We start from the raw sequence: 16,476 nt of genomic DNA on the forward strand, positions 1-16,476 counted from the left end.
GGCCACTGGCATCGACCAGGACAAAGGGATGACCCGGTTCGTTCCCAACAGCCCAGCGCATCACACCGTACGGATGAGCCACCTGGTGTCCCTCGTCGGACCGGAACGGGGCGGTGATCTACCGCATGCGTACGGCGAGAGGCAGGATGGCGGCGCTCGCAACCGCCAGCACCGCCCACAGGCCGGCCCAACCAGGCCCCCAGCGGCGTCGTACGCCCCGGAACACGGGAAACACCGCCGCCCCCCACGCGCCCGCCCACACGACCGCGGCCACCGGTCCGAGGGGTCGGGGGCCGGCCTGCGGCGGTTCGGGGAGACCCCGGAACAGTCCCATGCCCTGGGTGGCAACGAGGACAGCCCCTTCCCTGAGGACCGCGACGTCCCGCACGGACGCGTTCGTGAGCCCGATGGACCGCCAGGTGCGGCCGTCGTCATCGGTGAAAGCGACACCGTGGTACATGGTGCCGGCATACCAACTACCGGGAACGTTCCCTGGCGCGAGGGCCATCATGGCTGTTTCCGGCAGTCCGGCGTTCCGCAACTGCCAGGTTCGCCCCCCGTCGGGGGATACCGCGATGCCCCCCACCATCGCTGCCATCCAGACCTCACCCGGACGGTACGGGTTGCGGAGGACCGCCTGGATATCGAGCAGTTCTACCCCACCTGCGGCAGGTCGAATGCGGTGAAAGGTCCGGCCCCCGTCCGGGGTTTCCTGGAAGGATTCATGCCGCGGCACCCAGAGGTGCTGCGGATCCCGAGGGTCTGCAAACAGGCGGCTGATCGGATCGGGCTCCGGGTGGTCGGGAACCACCTGGCGCTCCACGTGCCATCCGGCCGGACCCGGGCGGAACCGGTACAGGGCTCCGGGGTCGAGAGCATACCCGGTCGCGTCGCCCCCCGCCAGGCCGAAGACGGCACCCTCCTGATCGGGCAGGTTGACGCGTACCCACCCGGACTCGCCGGCAACCGAAGGCTCTCGTTGCTCGTAGAGCCCTCGCGCGGTGGCAGCGACCAGGCGGCCGCCGACCCGCGCGACCGCATAGACCGGAGCAGGAAGTCCGGACATCTCACTCCAGGTGCGGCCGTCGGAACTGAACCGGAGGCCGTCGCGCCCTGCGGCCCAGAGACCCCCCGACGGGTCGGCGTAAAGGTCGAAGACATCCGCGCGGAGGACGCGTTCCCACGTGAAGCCGAGCCCCTTCAACCCTTGAGGTGGCTGTTTCTCCCGCTGCGGCTCCGCCTGGAACGTGGCCCGTGTCCAGACCTTCGGCCCGCCAGGGGCCAGGCGGTACACCCGAACCTCCCATGTCCCGGGCATGGTCAGGACCGGGCCACCGCCCTCCAGCCCTCCGGCGCCATCGGACCGTAGAGCAAAACCGCGGGCAGGCATGGTCATGTCCTGCATCACGAAGCGGGCCCGGAACTCCGTCTCCTCCGGCCCCCGGCCCCTGGGCCGTGCCGGGCGCGGCGCCCCGGAGAACCGCTCGCGGGGTGGGTAGACGCGCAAGAAGACCCGGCCCGGCCCCGCCGGCCAGAGTTCCAGCTTCCATGGGCCGTCCGGGGTGGAGACGGTCTGTTCCTGCTTCGTGAAGAGCTGGCCCAGCTGGCCGGGCGGCAGCGATGCCATCACCCCGCCCAGGGTCACCACAGCTCCCACGAACGCGCTCTCCCATGCTACCCGTCGGGCGAGTACGATGCCATTCCGTCCCGCCCGGACGTCGAACTGGTTCCGCGCCGCAAGAATGAGCGCTGCGGCCAGTGCGCTCAGCTTGAAGAGCAGGACCTGGCCGTAGGGTGTCGCGCGAAGGCCGGCAACGCCCGCGATCCGGAGCACAGCCTGAATTAGCCCACTGGCGATGAGCACCGCGACGGCTGCCGCGGCCAGCCGGGAGAAGCGCCGGGCCACGTCCTCCGGAGCCCCGACCCGGAGCGCGGTGGAAAGGCCGAGAAGACCGCCAAACCAGACGCCTGCGGCCAGGAGGTGCAGGGAATCTGCCACGACCGGCAAGACCGGCGCAACGTCCGCGACGGCGTGTCCCGACAGGACATGTGCCATGAGAAGGCTCGCCGCCACCACCACCGCCAGGCCCCAACGGCCTTGCCCCCACTGCTCCGCACCGGCCGCTGCCCCCGGCGACGCCCGCAGGCCGAGCGTCACCGCCAGAACGGCCGCTCCGGCGAGACCCTGGCGAAGAAGCCACTGCCGGCCAAAGCCAGCGGTCGTGATCAACGCCTGGCTCACAGGCCCGAGAAGGGCCGTGCCGAGAACCTGGAGCTGCACCAGGAGCCAGAGCAGCCCTGCCGCCAGCACCAGGAGGGAGAGCCCGAGCAAGGCGGTCCCGGCCCGATTCCGCCCCCCGGCGGATCCGGCGGGATGTGCCGCCGCTGGTCCCGGCCGGCCGGCCAGGACCCCTTCGAACAGCACCAGGCCAAAGAGACCCGAGGCCCCGAGGAGGCTGAGCCCTCGTGCCAGACCGAGCGCCCACGTTTCCACCGGAACCCTCCGAATCAGTGCCGGCGCACCACGAAGGCCACAGCGGCCAGTCCCAGGACCACCACGCCCGCCGCGACCATCGCGCCGCGCGTCAGGTTCGGTGTGCGAGCCGCCTCCCGCTCCAGGGGACGGGTCACGCGTTCACCGGTTGCCGGCGTACCTCCCGTGGCCACCTGTCCGGTCCGAGCGGACGGCCGCGCGTCGGACGCCCCGGTTGCCGCCTGCCCACTCGCCTCCGCGGCCGGCTGGCTGGCCTGCGCGGTGGACCCCGCCGCCGGCACCGGCCCCACACCTGCATCGGGATTCGTACCGGCTCTTGGGGCCAAGACCGTGAACCGCCAGGAACCCTTGACCGCATGCCCGTCTGCCGACACCACCGCCCAGCGGACGGTGTACTGACCCGGTGGCAGGTCGCCCACCGACACCTCGATCTGGGGACCCTGACTCGCCGATCCCTCAGCGACTCGCTTCCCCTGTTGGTCCACGACCTCCAGGCGGCTCGCACCGGCCTGGAGCGACTCGTTGAAAACGGCTCGCACTGTCCCGGGGCCGCCCTCGACCTGGGCTCCGTCGGCCGGTGTGGCCGCGACGAGCGCGGAGTGCGCCTCGACCCCGAACGCGGTCACGGAAGCCAGGACGGCAGTGAAGAGCGCAACGGCAACGAGGGTCGAGACCAGCCTGGGGCGGGGTCCCAGCACCGAGCACTTCGCCAACATCGGGTCGCCGTCCCTTCGCATCATCGAATCTCGAACGTGAGGCTCTTTTCCAGTCCGATGGGCCGGTGCTCCATGTCCGTGATCCACACGCGCACGACGTGCCGGCCCGGCGGTAGATTCCGGAACGTGTAAGAGGGGCTGTATTGCATGACTTCGGGGCCGCCGTCCAGGCTCAGATGGGAATGGCTGTCCTTACCCAGGCTTAGACCGGTCACCTTCACCGTCACGGTCGCCTGGCTCCCGCGTACGTCGACCGCCGCGTCAAGGGTCGCCTGCGGTCGGCGCCCACACCCGACAAGGAGCGCCAGGAGAGCCAGAGCGATCGCTACACGCATCGGTATTCCCGGGGTGGACGACCGCCTGCTGCACTTCTGCTGCACGGACACCACCTCAGCAGAACAGGGCCAGACAGCGCCCGACGGCACCCGGAGCACGGGGTCTTGCATGCACCCCAAGCCGCCGAATCGATCGCTCTCGGTCAGAAACATTCGCTGAACAGAAGTGTAGCCACCGGCCCGACGGGCGTTAATAGGCCGATCGACTCATTTCCCCGCGCCGGGCGAACCATGCGCTGCTCGGTCACCGCCCTCACTACTTCCCGCTCGCGGTGGTGTGTTCAACCGGCGGGAGGCATGCGCGCCGGCGTCGCCGGGCCCACCGCCCTCTTATACCCGGACGCAGTTGGCTGTGAAGACGAACCACGCCCCGTGAGCGCCCGCCGGCTCAAAACCGGCCTCCCGACACAACCTGTCCAGGGTTCGTCGCGACTGGTAGTGCGGATCGAGCGCGATCTCCGTGAACGACAGCACGCCTCCCGGTCGCAGGACCCTCTGCAGCTCGCGTAGGGCAGCGCCCCGGTCAGGGATCTCGCCCAGCACCGTGACAGCCAGGCGGGACAGCGCAGCGACCGGCGCCGCGCCACCGCTCGCCACCCGAGCGACGACACGAGCAGGCCGATTGCGCCGGTGACAAGAACAGCCCAAACCGGCATGCGACGACTCCCTTCCGTACCTTGTCGTGACTGCCGCAACTGCCGCCAGAGGGGCCACAGTGCGATCGCCACGAACACCACCGAGCTGGCGGCGAGAAGCGGAACCCGGTACCGATCGATTCCGACCAGCGGGACGAACCCTCCGGCCGCCAGAATGATCAGGATCGGAATCAGGTGATCGGGGCAGACCAGCGCCGCGATCCAGGCCACCGGGTCCTGGCGGAGGCGCCCGAGTAGCTCGCGGATCTGGCGCAGCTCTTCCAGCACATCATCTCCCTCCGCGTACGGCAGCAGACGGCCTGGCGTTCATGCCGGCCCGGCGGGGGCCGCGGCACCGGCGAGCCGGTCTTTCCGCAGGTTGCCCTCGGACCCACCCCGGCCGCTCACCCGCAGGATGCGGGTCGCGTTCAGAATCGCGAGCAGCGACACCCCCACGTCCGCGAACACCGCCTCCCACATGTTCGCCACCCCGGCGGCCCCGAGCCGGACGAACACAGCCTTCACCCCGAGCGCGAAAGCGACGTTCTGCAGGATGACCCGCCGGGTGGCCCGGGCAAGGGTGACGGCATCGGCCAGGCGCAAGGGTGAGTCGTCCATGATGACCACGTCGGCCGCTTCGATCGCCGCATCGGAGCCCAGTCCGCCCATGGCGACGCCGACGTCGGCACGGGTCAGCACCGGCGCGTCGTTGATGCCGTCGCCGACGAACGCGAGGGCACCGCGCCGGCGACCCCCGCGCTCCCGGCGCTCCCTGTCGATGCGCTCCACGGCCGCCACCTTCTCCTCCGGCAGGAGGTTGGCGTACACCTCGTCCAGGCCCAGTGACTGCGCCACGCGGCCGGCCACCGTGCGGTCGTCCCCGGTCAGCATCACCTGCCGGCGCACGCCCAGCCCCCGAAGCGCACGAATGGCCTCGGCGGCGTCGGGCTTCGGCTCGTCCGCGATGACGATGCGGCCCGCCGGTCGCCCGTCCACGGCCAGGTGGACGATCGTTCCCACCCGATCCGTGCCTTCGTACGGCACGCCCTCGCGGCGCATCAGCCGTTCGTTGCCGGCCAGGACCAGCCGGCCGCCGACCCGGGCCCGCACCCCGTGCCCGGCGACTTCCTCGTAGTCCGAGACGGCCGTCGTGTTCACCGGACGCCCGTAGGCCTCCAGAATCGGGGCGGCGATGGGGTGGTTCGAGAACGTCTCCGCGTGCGCCGCCAGTTCCAGCACCTGGTCCCGGGAGTACCCGCCGAAGGAGGTGACCTCCACGACCCGGAACACCCCCCGGGTCAACGTCCCCGTCTTGTCCCACACCACGGTGTCCAGCTTCGCCAGGGCGTCGAGGTAGTTGCCCCCCTTGACCAGTACCCCGCGCCGCGAAGCGCCGCCGATCCCGCCGAAGTAGCCGAGCGGGATCGAGACCACCAGGGCGCAGGGGCACGAGATGACCAGGAGTACCAGCGCCCGGCGGAGCCAGTCGCCGAACTGCGCCCCCGGGACCACGAGCGGTGGGATCACGGCCAGGGCCAGCGCTCCCAGCACCACTGCGGGCGTGTAGTATCGGGAGAACGTCGTGATGAAGCGCTCCGTCGGGGCCTTGCGCGCGGCCGCCTCTTCCACCAGCGCAAGGATCTTTGCTACGGAGGACTCCGCAAACGGCCGGGTCACCCGCACGACCAGCAGGCCACGTGTGTTGACCATCCCGGCCAGCACGTTGTCGCCGATCCCGACCGGGCGCGGCACCGATTCCCCGGTGAGGGCCGAGGTGTCGACGAAGGACGATCCCTCGACGATCTCGCCGTCCAGGGGAATCCGTTCACCCGGCCGGACCACGATCTCCTCTCCCGCCCCCACGGTCTCGGGGGACACCCGCCGGGTCTCACCGCCGCGCCGGACGTTCGCATAGTCCGGCCGGATCTCCATGAGTGCGCGGATCGAACGCCGGGAGCGGGCGACTGCCAGAGCCTGGAAAAACTCGCCGACCGAGAAGAACAGCATGACCGCCACGGCCTCCGGCAGCTCATGGATGGCAATGGCGCCGAGGGTAGCGATGGTCATGAGGAAGTTCTCGTCGAAGAGCTGTCCACGTCGTGCGTTCACGACCGCGGCCCGGATCACCCGCCGCCCGGCCAAAAGGTACGCCATGAGGAGCGTCGCGTATTCCGCCACGGCGTAGGGGGTCGCGTGCAGCACCCGGTTGAAGGCGATACCCACGGCGAACAGGAGACCGGATGCGACAAGCTCGACAAGCCGCCGTCCGCGGACAACCTCATCCTCTTCCTGGCCGCGGGCGCGGACCTGCTCGGGATGGTGCGTGGGGGTAGCCGCCTCCGCGTCCGCCTCGCTGCGGGTGTGGCCGCGGACGATGGCTACGCCGGGCTCCACCCGGTCGATGATGGACTGCGCCCTTTCCACCTGATCCGGGGGTAACAGAATCCGGCCCGTCGCAAAGCTGACACTCACGTCCTCAACGCCCTCCCGGCGGAGGGCGTCCTCGATCCGAGCCACACAGCTGGCGCAGTCCAGTCCCTCGAGCACGTAAGTCTCCAGTTTCTCACGCGCCACTCAGCGTTCCTCCTCGTAGTGGTCCTGTGCGACCTGGATCAGGCGCAGCACATGCTCGTCCGCCAGCGTGTAGTAGACGTGTTTGCCGTCCCGCCGGTACCTGACGAGCCGCATGATCTTCAGGAGACGCAGGTGGTGGGAGATCGCGGGCAGCGTCAGGTCGAGGATCTCGGCCAGGGTGTGAACGCAAAGCTCCTCCTGTGCCAGGAGGTACAGGATCTTCGCACGCGTCTCGTCTGCCAGGACGCGAAACAGTTCGGAGAGCCCCGCTACCTCGAGGATGCGTTCACGGAGCTGCTGCACGCGATCGCCCCGGGGCTCCGGATCCCCGCACACGTCGCGAGTACGGCCTTCCTCCAGAGTGCTCATCCCACCGACCCCACAAACGGTTCTACAGTTGTTTAATCGTACTCTAGCCTACCAGACTCCCGTCGTCAACCCAGGGGCGAAGATGCCGGAACCCAGCAATCGCCCTACCCGAGAACGCTCGGTTTGCCGGTTGCAGATTGAGCCGCATAGCCTGGCATCCCAGGCTTGGACCGTCTGGTCGCGGGACATGCGAGTCCGGAGCGTTGCGATCTCGAACCGCGCCGCAAGTGCCGGGTGGGGAAGTGTTCCGTTCGGAGGAGGCCGGGAAGGGGGACCAGGCACGGTTGCGGTCGAAACGCAACTTCTGGGTTTTGATTTTTCCCTAGCGGAAGTTGGCGTGCAAGACTCGCGCTGCGGTGCCGCAAGGCGCTACGGGGCGTCTTCCTGCTACCCGCCGGGCCGTTTGACGGGCACGGGTGCAGCCCTGTACGGTGGTCGCAGTACCCTCAGCGGTATCGAGAGACGGGAGGGACCTCTCACGTGGCTGGCCCGGTGACTGGCGCCTGTACCCAAGTGACTGCCCAGGAGCTGCGCCGCTTGCTGGCACAGCGGCACGACATGCAGCTCATCGACGTGCGGGAGCCCGTCGAGTTCGCCCAGCAGCACATCCCCGGGGCCATGCTGCTCCCCCTGGGGCAGCTCCCGGCCCGGATGCGCGAGATCGACCCGACTCGCCTGGCCATCCTGGTCTGCCGGAGCGGCAACCGCAGCGCCATCGCCTGCCAGTTCCTGCGGGCCCGGGGCTATCACAAGGTGGTCAACTTTGCCGGTGGTATGCTCTCCTGGAACGAGATCGGCGGCCCGACCGCCACCGGCCTGGAGTGACGGCGGGACAGCGGATGCGCGAAACCTCCACAACCTCTCCAACACGCCGCCACAAGTCTGCGCTATGTTTCACGTGCAGAAGACGGGTCCGGGAGGGGATGGCACGTGGAGCGCAGGACGCTGAGGTGGACGGTGGTCGGTGGCCTCGTCCTGGCCGGAGCCATCGCGGCCGGCTGCGCGGCGCCCCGGGCTTCCGGCACGGCGCAAGCGGCGGGCACGTCCCCACCCCGGGTCACAGCGCCCCTCAGCCAGGCCAACGAGGGAGGCAACGTGACCGTGAAGGTCACGTGGGCAAACCCCGGCGCCACCGGGGAAGGACCACGGTTCGAGGTCGAGCTCGACACGCACTCCGTGAACCTGGATGAGTACAGGCTCGAGGATCTCGCCGTACTCCGGGCCGGCGGGCGGGAAGTGAAGCCGGAGTCCTGGTCGGAGTCCGGAGGCGGCGGCCATCACCGGGGCGGCATCCTCCGGTTCCCCGCCCGGGTGGACGGTGCACCGGTGCTGCGGCCAGGCATCGGGACCGTCGAACTGGTGATCCGCGACATCGCCGGCGTGCCGGAACGGGTGTTCAAGTGGGAGGTGCGGCCATGAGCGCGCAGGTCGGGGGCGCGGCGGGCGCGCAGGCGATGGCCTGCTGTTCCGCGGGCGCTACGTCGGGTCGGGACCCGTGGCGGGTCTGGGGTCTGCCCACCCTGGCAGGCCTCCTCGCTGCCGCAGGCCTGGTGGGGCTCTATCTCGGGATCGTCACCCTGGCCCAGGGGTGGGCGCACGCGGTGGAACTGCTCCTCGGGGACTGGTACCTGGTGGCGCTCATCGTCGCCGGGTTCGGCGTGCAGGTGGGCCTCTTCACCTACGTCCGTACGGGAATGCATGCCCGACACGTGGACCGCTCCGCAACCGCCCTCGCCGGTGCAGGGACGGGCACTTCCACCGTGTCCATGCTCGCCTGCTGCGCCCACCACGTGACGGACGTCCTGCCCCTGGTCGGGCTCTCCGGCGCTGCCGTGTTCCTCAACACGTACCGGACGCCCCTGATGCTGCTGGGGGTGGCGACGAACGTCGTGGGCATCGTCGTGATGCTGCGCCTCATCCGCCGCTTGAAGCACGGGGCAGCGTGAACCCGCGGCGTGTCCGCCCCGGGCCCGGGCCTCTCTGGTACAGGCCTGAGCCCGGGGCATCATACTTCCTTCGAAATGTCTTCATCATACTTTCACATCCTCAAAGTACACTGTGGCCCGAAGCTCGTAGTGCCTTGAGGAGGAAGGTGCGGATGGGCGCTCCGTCTTCGACTCGCCGTTGGACCGCCCTCGTCCTCGGCGCCCTTGCACTGCTGACTGCCGGGTACGGTGTGGTACAGGCCGTAACGACGCGGCCGGAGAGCGCACCGGCGGATACCCCGCTCACGGTCCGCGCACTGCGCAGCCTGCCCCCCCTTCAGGAAGCCACCGAGATCAAGCCGACGGGCAACGTCCGGGAGTTCACGCTCACGATCGAGCGGGGCAAGTGGGAACTGGTGAAGGGCACGACCGTGGACGCCATCACCGTCAACGGCACGGTGCCCGGCCCGACGATCCGGGTCACGGAGGGCGACACCGTTCGGATCACGGTGAAGAACAGGCTCGACGAGGTCACCTCGATCCACTGGCACGGCCTGCACGTCCCGTACGACCAGGACGGGGTGGCACCCGGCAACCAGCTCCCGATCCCGCCGGGCGGCGAGTACACGTACGAGTTCACCGCCAACCACGCCGGGACGTTCATGTACCACTCCCACAGCCTGGCGAACGAGATCGAGCAGATCGACCGGGGCCTGTACGGGGCGTTCATCATCGACCCGCAAAACCCCCGGAACGAGCCCAGGTACGACGTCGACCGCACCCTGATGCTCAGCGGCTGGATCGTGGGCATGCCGGACATGGATGACGCGGCGGACATGACGATGAGCTACAACTACTGGACCATCAACGGCAAGTCGTTCCCGGACACCGAGCCGATCCGGGTTAAGAAGGGCGACCGGGTCCGCCTGCGGCTCATCAACATCAGCAACCTGGCGCACCCGATGCACCTGCACGGGCACGACTTCCGGATCATCGCCGTCGACGGCCACCCGCTCCCTCAGCCTCAGATCGTGAACACGCTCGACGTCGAACCGGGCAAGACGTACGAGATCGACTTCATCGCCGACAACCCGGGCTTCTGGGTCTTCCACTGCCACGAGCTCCATCACACGATGAACGGCGAGACGGCGCCGGGCGGCCTCATCCAGGTGATCCAGTACGAGGGGTTCCAACCGGTGGGCCTGGACCAGCCGGCAGCGCCCCCGGCCCAGGGAAGCACCGGCGCGGGCGTGCAGCCGAGGAGCAGCGATGGGATGCAGAACGCGCCCATGCCCGACATGAAGGGCATGGACATGGGGAGCTGAACGTATGAACCGGCGGTCCCGGTCGCTGGTCGTCGGAGCCGTCCTGGTCGCGGTGCTGGCGGCGGGGGTGTGGTGGAGGGCCCGCGGGCCGGGCGCACCGAACACGCCGGGCGCCGCGCCTTCGCCGGCCCCTGCCGCGCTCGAAAACCTGAGCCCCGCCGAACTCGAGGCGAGGCTCCGGTCGAAGGACTTCCTGCTGGTCAACGTGCACGTACCCTATGAGGGCCGCATCCCGGGCACGGACCTGGAGATCCCGTATGACCAGCTGGAGCAGCAGGCCTCTCGCCTTCCACAGGACCGCAGTGCCCCGATCGTTCTCTACTGCATGAGCGGGCGGATGAGCGAGATCGCCGGGCAGACCCTCATCCGGATGGGGTACCGGAACGTGTCCCACCTGGCGGGCGGGATGCTGGCCTGGAACAGGGCAGGCCTGCCGCTCGAGGACTGGGCGAGAAAGTCGGCGGCGGCGCCCTAGGACCCCGGCCGCACCCCGGCCTTCTCCGCGGCGGCCGGGGGCACGGGCGCCGCGCCGTCCCGGCCCGCTGCCGGCAGCCGGCGGGCGAGGATCTCCGCGAGGGTCGGCCGGCCGATCTCCTGCAGCTCGTACGTCACCCGGACGATCGGCTTGTCGGCCCGGATCACCCGGCCAAGGTCGATCGGTGTCCCGCTGACGACGACATCGCAGGGCGTGGCCTGGATGGTCGCCTCGAGCTCCCGCAGCTGCCGCTCGCCGTACCCCATCGCCGGGAGCACGTCGGTGGTCTGGGGGTAGCGGCGGAACGTCTCGGCGATGCTCCCCACCGCGTGGGGCCGGGGATCGACGATCTCCGCCGCCCCGAACCGGCGCGCCGCCACGTAGCCGGCGCCGTAGGCCATGCCGCCGTGGGTGAGGGTGGGCCCGTCCTCGATCACCAGGACCCGCCGCCCCCGGATCTGTTCCGGATCGGACACGGTGATGGGCGAGGCGGCGTCGACCACCTCGGCCCGGGGGTTGAGCTCACGGACGCTCTGCCGCACCGCCTCGACCGACTCGGGGGCCGCGGAGTCGATCTTGTTGATCACCACCACGTCCGCCATGCGCAGGTTCGTCTCGCCGGGGTGGAAGGTGCGCTCGTGGCCGGCGCGCAGGGGGTCGGCCACCGTGATGAGGACGTCCGGCCGGATGAACGGGAAGTCGTTGTTCCCGCCGTCCCAGACGATCACGTCGGCCTCCGCCTCGGCCTGGCGCAGGATCTCGGCGTAGTCGACCCCCGAGTAGATCACCGCGCCCATGGCGATGTGGGGCTCGTACTCCTCCCGCTCCTCGATGGTGCAGCGGTGCCGGTCGAGGTCCTCGTACGCGGCGAACCGCTGGACGGCCTGGGAGGCGATGTCGCCGTACGGCATCGGGTGCCGGATCGCGACCACCCGGCGCCCCTGGGCGCGCAGGGCCCGGACGACCGCCCGGGTCGTCTGGCTCTTCCCGGCGCCGGTGCGCACCGCGCAGACGGCGACCACGGGGCGAGCCGATCGCAGCATGGTCGTGCCGGGGCCCATGAGGCGGAAGTCGGCGCCGGCCGCCATCGCCGCCGAGGCGCGGTGCATCACGTACTCGTGGGAGACGTCCGAGTACGCGAAGACGACCTGGTCGACCCGCAGGTCCCGGATGAGCCGCTCCATGTCCGCCTCGTCGTAGATCGGGATCCCGTCCGGGTACAGGGCACCCGCCAGCCGGGCCGGGTACGAGCGCCCGGCGATGTCCGGGATCTGCGTGGCCGTGAACCCCACGACCTCGTACGCGGGGTTGTCCCGGAAGTAGACGTTGAAGTTGTGGAAGTCCCGGCCGGCTGCGCCGAGGATCAGGACACGCGTCCTCGCCACGGAACCTCCCCCTCCGGCTGCGCTGGGGGCGCAGATCTCACGCGATGACCAGCGCCATGATGGCCTTCTGGACGTGCAGGCGGTTCTCCGCCTCGTCCCAGACCACGCTCCACGGGCCGTCGATGACCTCGTCCACGACCTCCTCGCCCCGGTGCGCGGGCAGGCAGTGCATGAAGAGGGCGTCGGGCTTCGCCCGGGCCATCAGGGCTGGCGTGACCCGGAACGCCTGCATGCGGCGGGCCCGCTCCTCCGCCTGCGCCTCCTCGCCCATCGACGCCCAGACGTCGGTGTAGACGACGTCGGCCCCGGCCACGGCCGCCTCGGGGTCGCCCGGGAAGAGCTCGACGCTGCCGCCGCTCCGGGCGGCGTCGGCCTTCGCCCGCTCCACCACCACGGGATCGGGCGGGTATTCCGGCGGGTAGGCCACGGTCACCCGCATGCCGAACTTCGCGCCGCCCTCCAGGAGCGAGTGCGCCATGTTGTTGCCGGCCCCGACGTAGGCCAGGTGGATGCCGTCGAGCCGGCCCCGCTTCTCGCGGATCGTCATCAGGTCCCCCATGACCTGGCAGGGGTGCTGCCAGTCCGTGAGTCCGTTGATCACCGGGATGTCGGCGTACCTCGCCAGCTCCTCCACGTCAGCATGAGCAAATGTACGGATCATGATGCCGTCCAGGTAGCGGGAGAGCGTCCGGGCGGTGTCGGCCAGCGTCTCGCCCCGGCGCAGCTGCATGTCGGCGCCAGAGAGGTAGATCGGCTGCGCGCCGAGCTGGTAGACGCCGACCTCGAAGGAGACCCGGGTGCGGGTGGACGGCTTGGTGAAGATGAGCCCCACGGAGCGGCCCTCGAGCGGCCGGTCCCGGAGGCCGGCCTTCTGGCGCAGCTTGAGGAGGTCGGCGGTGTCCAGGACCTGGGTCAGCTCTTCCCGCGTCCAGTCGTGGATGGTGAGAAAGTCCCGTCCCTTCAGCGAGACGGCCATCGTGTCCCCTCCTTCGCTCGGTCACTCTTCTTCTGGTACCACCACGGTCCCGGCAACCCCTTCCGCCGCCCGGGCAGCGTCGTCCAGGTGACCGATGACCGCCTCGCGCCCCGTGCGCTCCACGAAGCGGCAGGCCGCCTCGACCTTGGGGCCCATCGACCCGGGCGGGAAGTGTCCCTCGGCCTGAAAACGTCGGAGACGGCTGACCGGCACCCGGTCGAGGCGCTCCTCGTCGGGGCGGCCGTAGCGGATGGCCACCCGCTCCACGTCCGTGAGGATCACCAGCCGGTCCGCACCCAGGTCGGCGGCCAGGAGCGCGGAGGCCAGGTCCTTGTCGATGACTGCCTCGCAGCCCTCGAGCCGCCCCTGGCGCTCGCACACCGGCACACCGCCGCCTCCGGCGCACACCACGACCGCGCCGGCTTCCACCAGCGCCCGCACGGCGTCCAGTTCCAGGATGCGCAGGGGTTCGGGGGAGGGAACGATCCGCCGCCAGCCCCGGCCCGCGTCCTCCCGCATGAGCCAGTTCCGCTCCACCATGAACCCGCGGGCCCGCTCCGGGCTGAAGAAGGGGCCTACCGGCTTCGTCGGGTTCCTGAAGGCCGGGTCGGTCTCGCTGACGAGGACCTGGGTCACCACGGTGACCACCGGCACATCGCTGCCAGCCGCCCGCAGCGCCCCCCAGAGGCGGCTCTGGATCAGGTAACCGATGAGCCCCTGGGTCTCGGCCCCGCACACGTCCAGCGGCATGGGCGGCACCAGGCGCACCGCCTCTTCCTGCTGGATGAGGAGGTTCCCGACCTGAGGGCCGTTGCCGTGGGTGAGCACGAGGCGGTGCCCACCCAGGACGAGGGCCGCCAGGGCCGGGGCCACCTCGTCCAGGTGGCGAGCCTGCTCGGCCGCCGTGCCTCGCTCGCCGGCACGGAGGAGCGCGTTCCCGCCCAGGGCGACCACGAGAAGGGCCATGCCCATACCGTCCTTTCCCTGCCCCCAGGGTACGGGCATCGGGTTTCCCCGCGCCATAGATATTCATTCCTGCATACCCGGGTTCCTGCTCCCTCCTTGCCCCACGTTGCCCTGTACCCGCCGCGCGGACGCCCCCGGCGGCGGTCCGGCCGGGGGGTCAAGGCAACGGGAGCAGGGCCCCGGGCTACCCGCCGCCCGGCGCGAGCAGCCGGCCGAGGTCCGCCGCGGCGAGCCGCGCCGCGTCCGCCCGGGTCTTCACCAGCACGCCGGCCGTGTCCCGGATCCACTCGGGGGTGAGGCGGGAGACGCCCAGGGTCTGCAGGCTCCGGACCCAGTCCAGGGTCTCGGCCACCCCCGGGGGCTTCTCCAGGTCCATCCGGCGGACCTGCTGGACCACCCGCGTGACCGCCTCCGCCAGGTCGGGGTCGACTTCCGGGGCCCGGGCGCGGACGATGGCCAGCTCCTTCTCGAGGTCCGGATACTCGAGCCAGAGATACAGGCAGCGGCGGCGCAGCGCGTCGCTCAGGTCCCGCGTGCGGTTGGAGGTCAGGATGACGTACGGCCGGGTGGTCGCGCGGATCGTGCCGAGCTCGGGGATGGTCACCTGGAAGTCGGACAGCAGCTCGAGGAGGAGGGCCTCGAACTCCTCGTCGGCGCGGTCCACCTCGTCGATGAGAAGGACCGGCGGCCGCGGCTGCCGGATCGCCCGCAGGAGCGGCCGCTCGAGCAGGAACGGCTCGCTGAAGATGAGGGCCTCCTTCTCCTCGGCGGTCCGGCCCGAGTTCTCCTCGATCCGCAGGCGCAGGACCTGCTTGGGGAAGTTCCACTCGTACAGGGCGGCCGATGCATCCAGGCCCTCGTAGCACTGGAGGCGGATGAGCTCCGTCCCCAGCGCCGCCGCCAGGACCTTGGCCAGCTCCGTCTTGCCGACCCCGGCCTGTCCCTCGATGAGGAGCGGGCGCTCGAGGTTCAGGGCGAGGCTGACCGCCAGGGCGACCGGCCGTCCGGCGACGTAACGCTGCCCGGCCAGCAGGGCTTCAATCTCTTCCGGTGTACGAATCGTCCTCTCCTCCTCCTCGCTCACCCCAGGTGGGCCGGCAGGGCGAGCAGGCTCTCGAGGCTATGGGCCGGCGCCAGGACGTCGACGAACGGCAGGGCCGCGCGCATCCCCCGCTGCAGGGGTTCGTACGCGGGGTCGCCCGCCAGCGGGTTCAGCCAGACGATGCGCCCTGCGCTCCCCCGCAGCCTGCGCATGGCATCCTCTACCCGCTCCGTCTCACCGGTGTCCAGGCCGTCCGACAGCACCAGCAAGGCGGTCCGGCGGTCGACCAGGAGCGGCGCGTGCTCCCGGACGAAGCACTCGAGGCTCGCCCCGAGCCGGGTGCCGCCGGCCCAGTCGGGCGCCGCCGCAGCCACCGCCTCCAGTTCTCGGGCGCGCAGCTCCCGGGTCACCCGGACGAGCTCGGTGCTGAAGACGAACGTCTCCGTCGCCGGCAACTGGGCGGTCAGGGCGGCCAGGAACACCAGGAGGAAGCGGCTGTACGGCTGCATGGAGCCGCTGACGTCCAGGAGGGCCACGAGGCGGGCCTTCTGGCGGCGCCGGCGGCGCCGCAGCTCGAGCACTTCCCCCCCGGTGCGCAGGGCCCGCCGCAGGGTGCGCGCCGGGTCGATCGCCCCGCGCCAGTGGCGCCGCAGCCGGCGCGCCACCCGGCGCGCCAGGCGCCGGGCGAGCTCCCGGGCGAGGCGGGCCACCTCCGGCGACTCGTGCGGCTCGAGCTTGGCGAGATCCTTCCGGAGGAGAAGCACCCGGGCGGTATATCCCGGAATCCCCTGCCCCTCCTCGAGCCCGCCGTCGCCGTCCCCAGGCCCCTCCTCCCCGTCCGGACCCCCGGCCTCCCGCAGGACGCCCTCCGGGCTCCCCGTACGCCGCAGGCGGATGCGGATCCCGGCCCCGTCCGGAACGTCGGAGGCGGTCCGGTCGCCCCCCAACCAGAAGTGGACGAAGGCCGCGTGGAAGAGGGGGAAGTCCTCGACCTTGCGGCACAGGACCGTCCGCAGGGTGAGGTAGAACGCGTCCCGATCCGCCGGCCGCACGAAGGCCAGGCCGCGGGCCGCCGCGGCCACATCGCCGGGCCCCACGTCGATCCCGAGCTCCCGCAGCAGCCGGCCGAACGACGCCAACCGCTCCACCGCGCTCCGTCCCTCCCCGCCGGACACTCCTTCATTGGATTACGGCATCGGCAGGAAAAACCTTTCCTTTCGGTCGAAGTGCGCGATCGTACACGGGTGCCAGGGACTTCC

The 16,476-nt window shown here is 70.6% G+C and carries 15 protein-coding genes; 5 read left to right on the forward strand and 10 right to left on the reverse strand.

Going from position 1 to position 16,476, the window contains the following annotated elements; all coding sequences use genetic code 11:
• Positions 1-118 precede the first annotated feature (118 nt).
• The 5 genes from caldi_RS11215 to caldi_RS11235 form a co-directional block, all read right to left on the reverse strand.
• Positions 119-2,494 (reverse strand): CopD family protein, encoded by a 2,376-nt coding sequence (locus tag caldi_RS11215; protein ID WP_264841855.1) that lies wholly within the window; start codon positions 2,492-2,494, stop codon positions 119-121.
• 14 nt (positions 2,495-2,508) lie between these two features.
• Positions 2,509-3,210 (reverse strand): copper resistance CopC family protein, encoded by a 702-nt coding sequence (locus caldi_RS11220; RefSeq protein ID WP_264841856.1) that lies wholly within the window; start codon positions 3,208-3,210, stop codon positions 2,509-2,511.
• A gap of 20 nt (positions 3,211-3,230) precedes the next feature.
• Positions 3,231-3,437 carry a hypothetical protein gene (locus caldi_RS11225; protein WP_264841857.1) on the reverse strand — a complete coding sequence of 69 codons (207 nt, stop codon included), beginning with the start codon at positions 3,435-3,437 and terminating at the stop codon, positions 3,231-3,233.
• Positions 3,438-4,507: 1,070 nt separating this feature from the next.
• Positions 4,508-6,754, reverse strand: a complete 2,247-nt coding sequence (locus caldi_RS11230) for a heavy metal translocating P-type ATPase (RefSeq protein WP_264841858.1) — start codon at positions 6,752-6,754, stop codon at positions 4,508-4,510.
• A complete protein-coding gene (locus caldi_RS11235; RefSeq protein WP_264841859.1) occupies positions 6,755-7,123 on the reverse strand; it encodes an ArsR/SmtB family transcription factor in 369 nt (122 codons plus the stop codon).
• Positions 7,124-7,636: 513 nt separating this feature from the next.
• On the opposite strand from caldi_RS11235, the gene caldi_RS11240 reads away from it, so the two are divergent.
• The 5 genes from caldi_RS11240 to caldi_RS11260 all read left to right on the forward strand — a co-directional run bounded on the left by caldi_RS11240 (position 7,637) and on the right by caldi_RS11260 (position 10,848).
• A complete protein-coding gene (locus caldi_RS11240) occupies positions 7,637-7,948 on the forward strand; it encodes a rhodanese-like domain-containing protein (protein WP_264844786.1) in 312 nt (103 codons plus the stop codon).
• Positions 7,949-8,053: 105 nt separating this feature from the next.
• Positions 8,054-8,542 carry a hypothetical protein gene (locus caldi_RS11245; protein ID WP_264841860.1) on the forward strand — a complete coding sequence of 163 codons (489 nt, stop codon included), beginning with the start codon at positions 8,054-8,056 and terminating at the stop codon, positions 8,540-8,542.
• Positions 8,539-9,069, forward strand: a complete 531-nt coding sequence (locus tag caldi_RS11250) for a hypothetical protein (protein ID WP_264841861.1) — start codon at positions 8,539-8,541, stop codon at positions 9,067-9,069. The genes caldi_RS11245 and caldi_RS11250 overlap by 4 nt, the downstream gene beginning before the upstream one ends.
• A 152-nt stretch (positions 9,070-9,221) precedes the next feature.
• A complete protein-coding gene (locus caldi_RS11255; RefSeq protein WP_264841862.1) occupies positions 9,222-10,373 on the forward strand; it encodes a multicopper oxidase family protein in 1,152 nt (383 codons plus the stop codon).
• A gap of 4 nt (positions 10,374-10,377) precedes the next feature.
• Complete coding sequence (locus caldi_RS11260) at positions 10,378-10,848, forward strand: rhodanese-like domain-containing protein (protein WP_264841863.1); 471 nt, start codon at positions 10,378-10,380, stop codon at positions 10,846-10,848.
• Here the strand turns inward: caldi_RS11260 and caldi_RS11265 are convergent.
• The 5 genes from caldi_RS11265 to caldi_RS11285 form a co-directional block, all read right to left on the reverse strand.
• On the reverse strand, positions 10,845-12,233 hold the full coding sequence (locus caldi_RS11265; protein ID WP_264841864.1) for a cyclic 2,3-diphosphoglycerate synthase: 1,389 nt from the start codon (positions 12,231-12,233) through the stop codon (positions 10,845-10,847). The genes caldi_RS11260 and caldi_RS11265 overlap by 4 nt on opposite strands.
• 37 nt (positions 12,234-12,270) lie before the next feature.
• Positions 12,271-13,209, reverse strand: coding sequence for an ornithine carbamoyltransferase (argF, locus tag caldi_RS11270; protein WP_264841865.1), 939 nt, complete (start codon positions 13,207-13,209; stop codon positions 12,271-12,273).
• A gap of 21 nt (positions 13,210-13,230) precedes the next feature.
• Positions 13,231-14,175 (reverse strand): carbamate kinase, encoded by a 945-nt coding sequence (gene arcC / locus caldi_RS11275; protein WP_264841866.1) that lies wholly within the window; start codon positions 14,173-14,175, stop codon positions 13,231-13,233.
• A 184-nt stretch (positions 14,176-14,359) separates the two neighbouring features.
• Complete coding sequence (locus caldi_RS11280) at positions 14,360-15,259, reverse strand: AAA family ATPase (RefSeq protein ID WP_264841867.1); 900 nt, start codon at positions 15,257-15,259, stop codon at positions 14,360-14,362.
• The gene (locus caldi_RS11285) at positions 15,256-16,365 is read right to left on the reverse strand and encodes a vWA domain-containing protein (protein ID WP_264841868.1); all 1,110 of its coding nucleotides are present in this window, start codon (positions 16,363-16,365) and stop codon (positions 15,256-15,258) included. The genes caldi_RS11280 and caldi_RS11285 overlap by 4 nt, the downstream gene beginning before the upstream one ends.
• Between the last annotated feature and the right edge of the window lie 111 nt (positions 16,366-16,476).

This window comes from Caldinitratiruptor microaerophilus (genome assembly GCF_025999835.1).
Lineage (GTDB): Bacteria > Bacillota > Sulfobacillia > Symbiobacteriales > ZC4RG38 > Caldinitratiruptor > Caldinitratiruptor microaerophilus.

Bases quoted from the DNA above. Each gene is read 5' to 3' on its own strand.
- caldi_RS11220 (WP_264841856.1), bottom strand. From the start codon at position 3,210: ATGTTGGCGAAGTGCTCGGTGCTGGGACCCCGCCCCAGGCTGGTCTCG.
- caldi_RS11235 (WP_264841859.1), bottom strand. From the start codon at position 7,123: ATGAGCACTCTGGAGGAAGGCCGTACTCGCGACGTGTGCGGGGATCCG.
- caldi_RS11250 (WP_264841861.1), top strand. From the start codon at position 8,539: ATGAGCGCGCAGGTCGGGGGCGCGGCGGGCGCGCAGGCGATGGCCTGC.
- caldi_RS11255 (WP_264841862.1), top strand. From the start codon at position 9,222: ATGGGCGCTCCGTCTTCGACTCGCCGTTGGACCGCCCTCGTCCTCGGC.
- caldi_RS11260 (WP_264841863.1), top strand. From the start codon at position 10,378: ATGAACCGGCGGTCCCGGTCGCTGGTCGTCGGAGCCGTCCTGGTCGCG.
- argF (WP_264841865.1), bottom strand. From the start codon at position 13,209: ATGGCCGTCTCGCTGAAGGGACGGGACTTTCTCACCATCCACGACTGG.
- arcC (WP_264841866.1), bottom strand. From the start codon at position 14,175: ATGGCCCTTCTCGTGGTCGCCCTGGGCGGGAACGCGCTCCTCCGTGCC.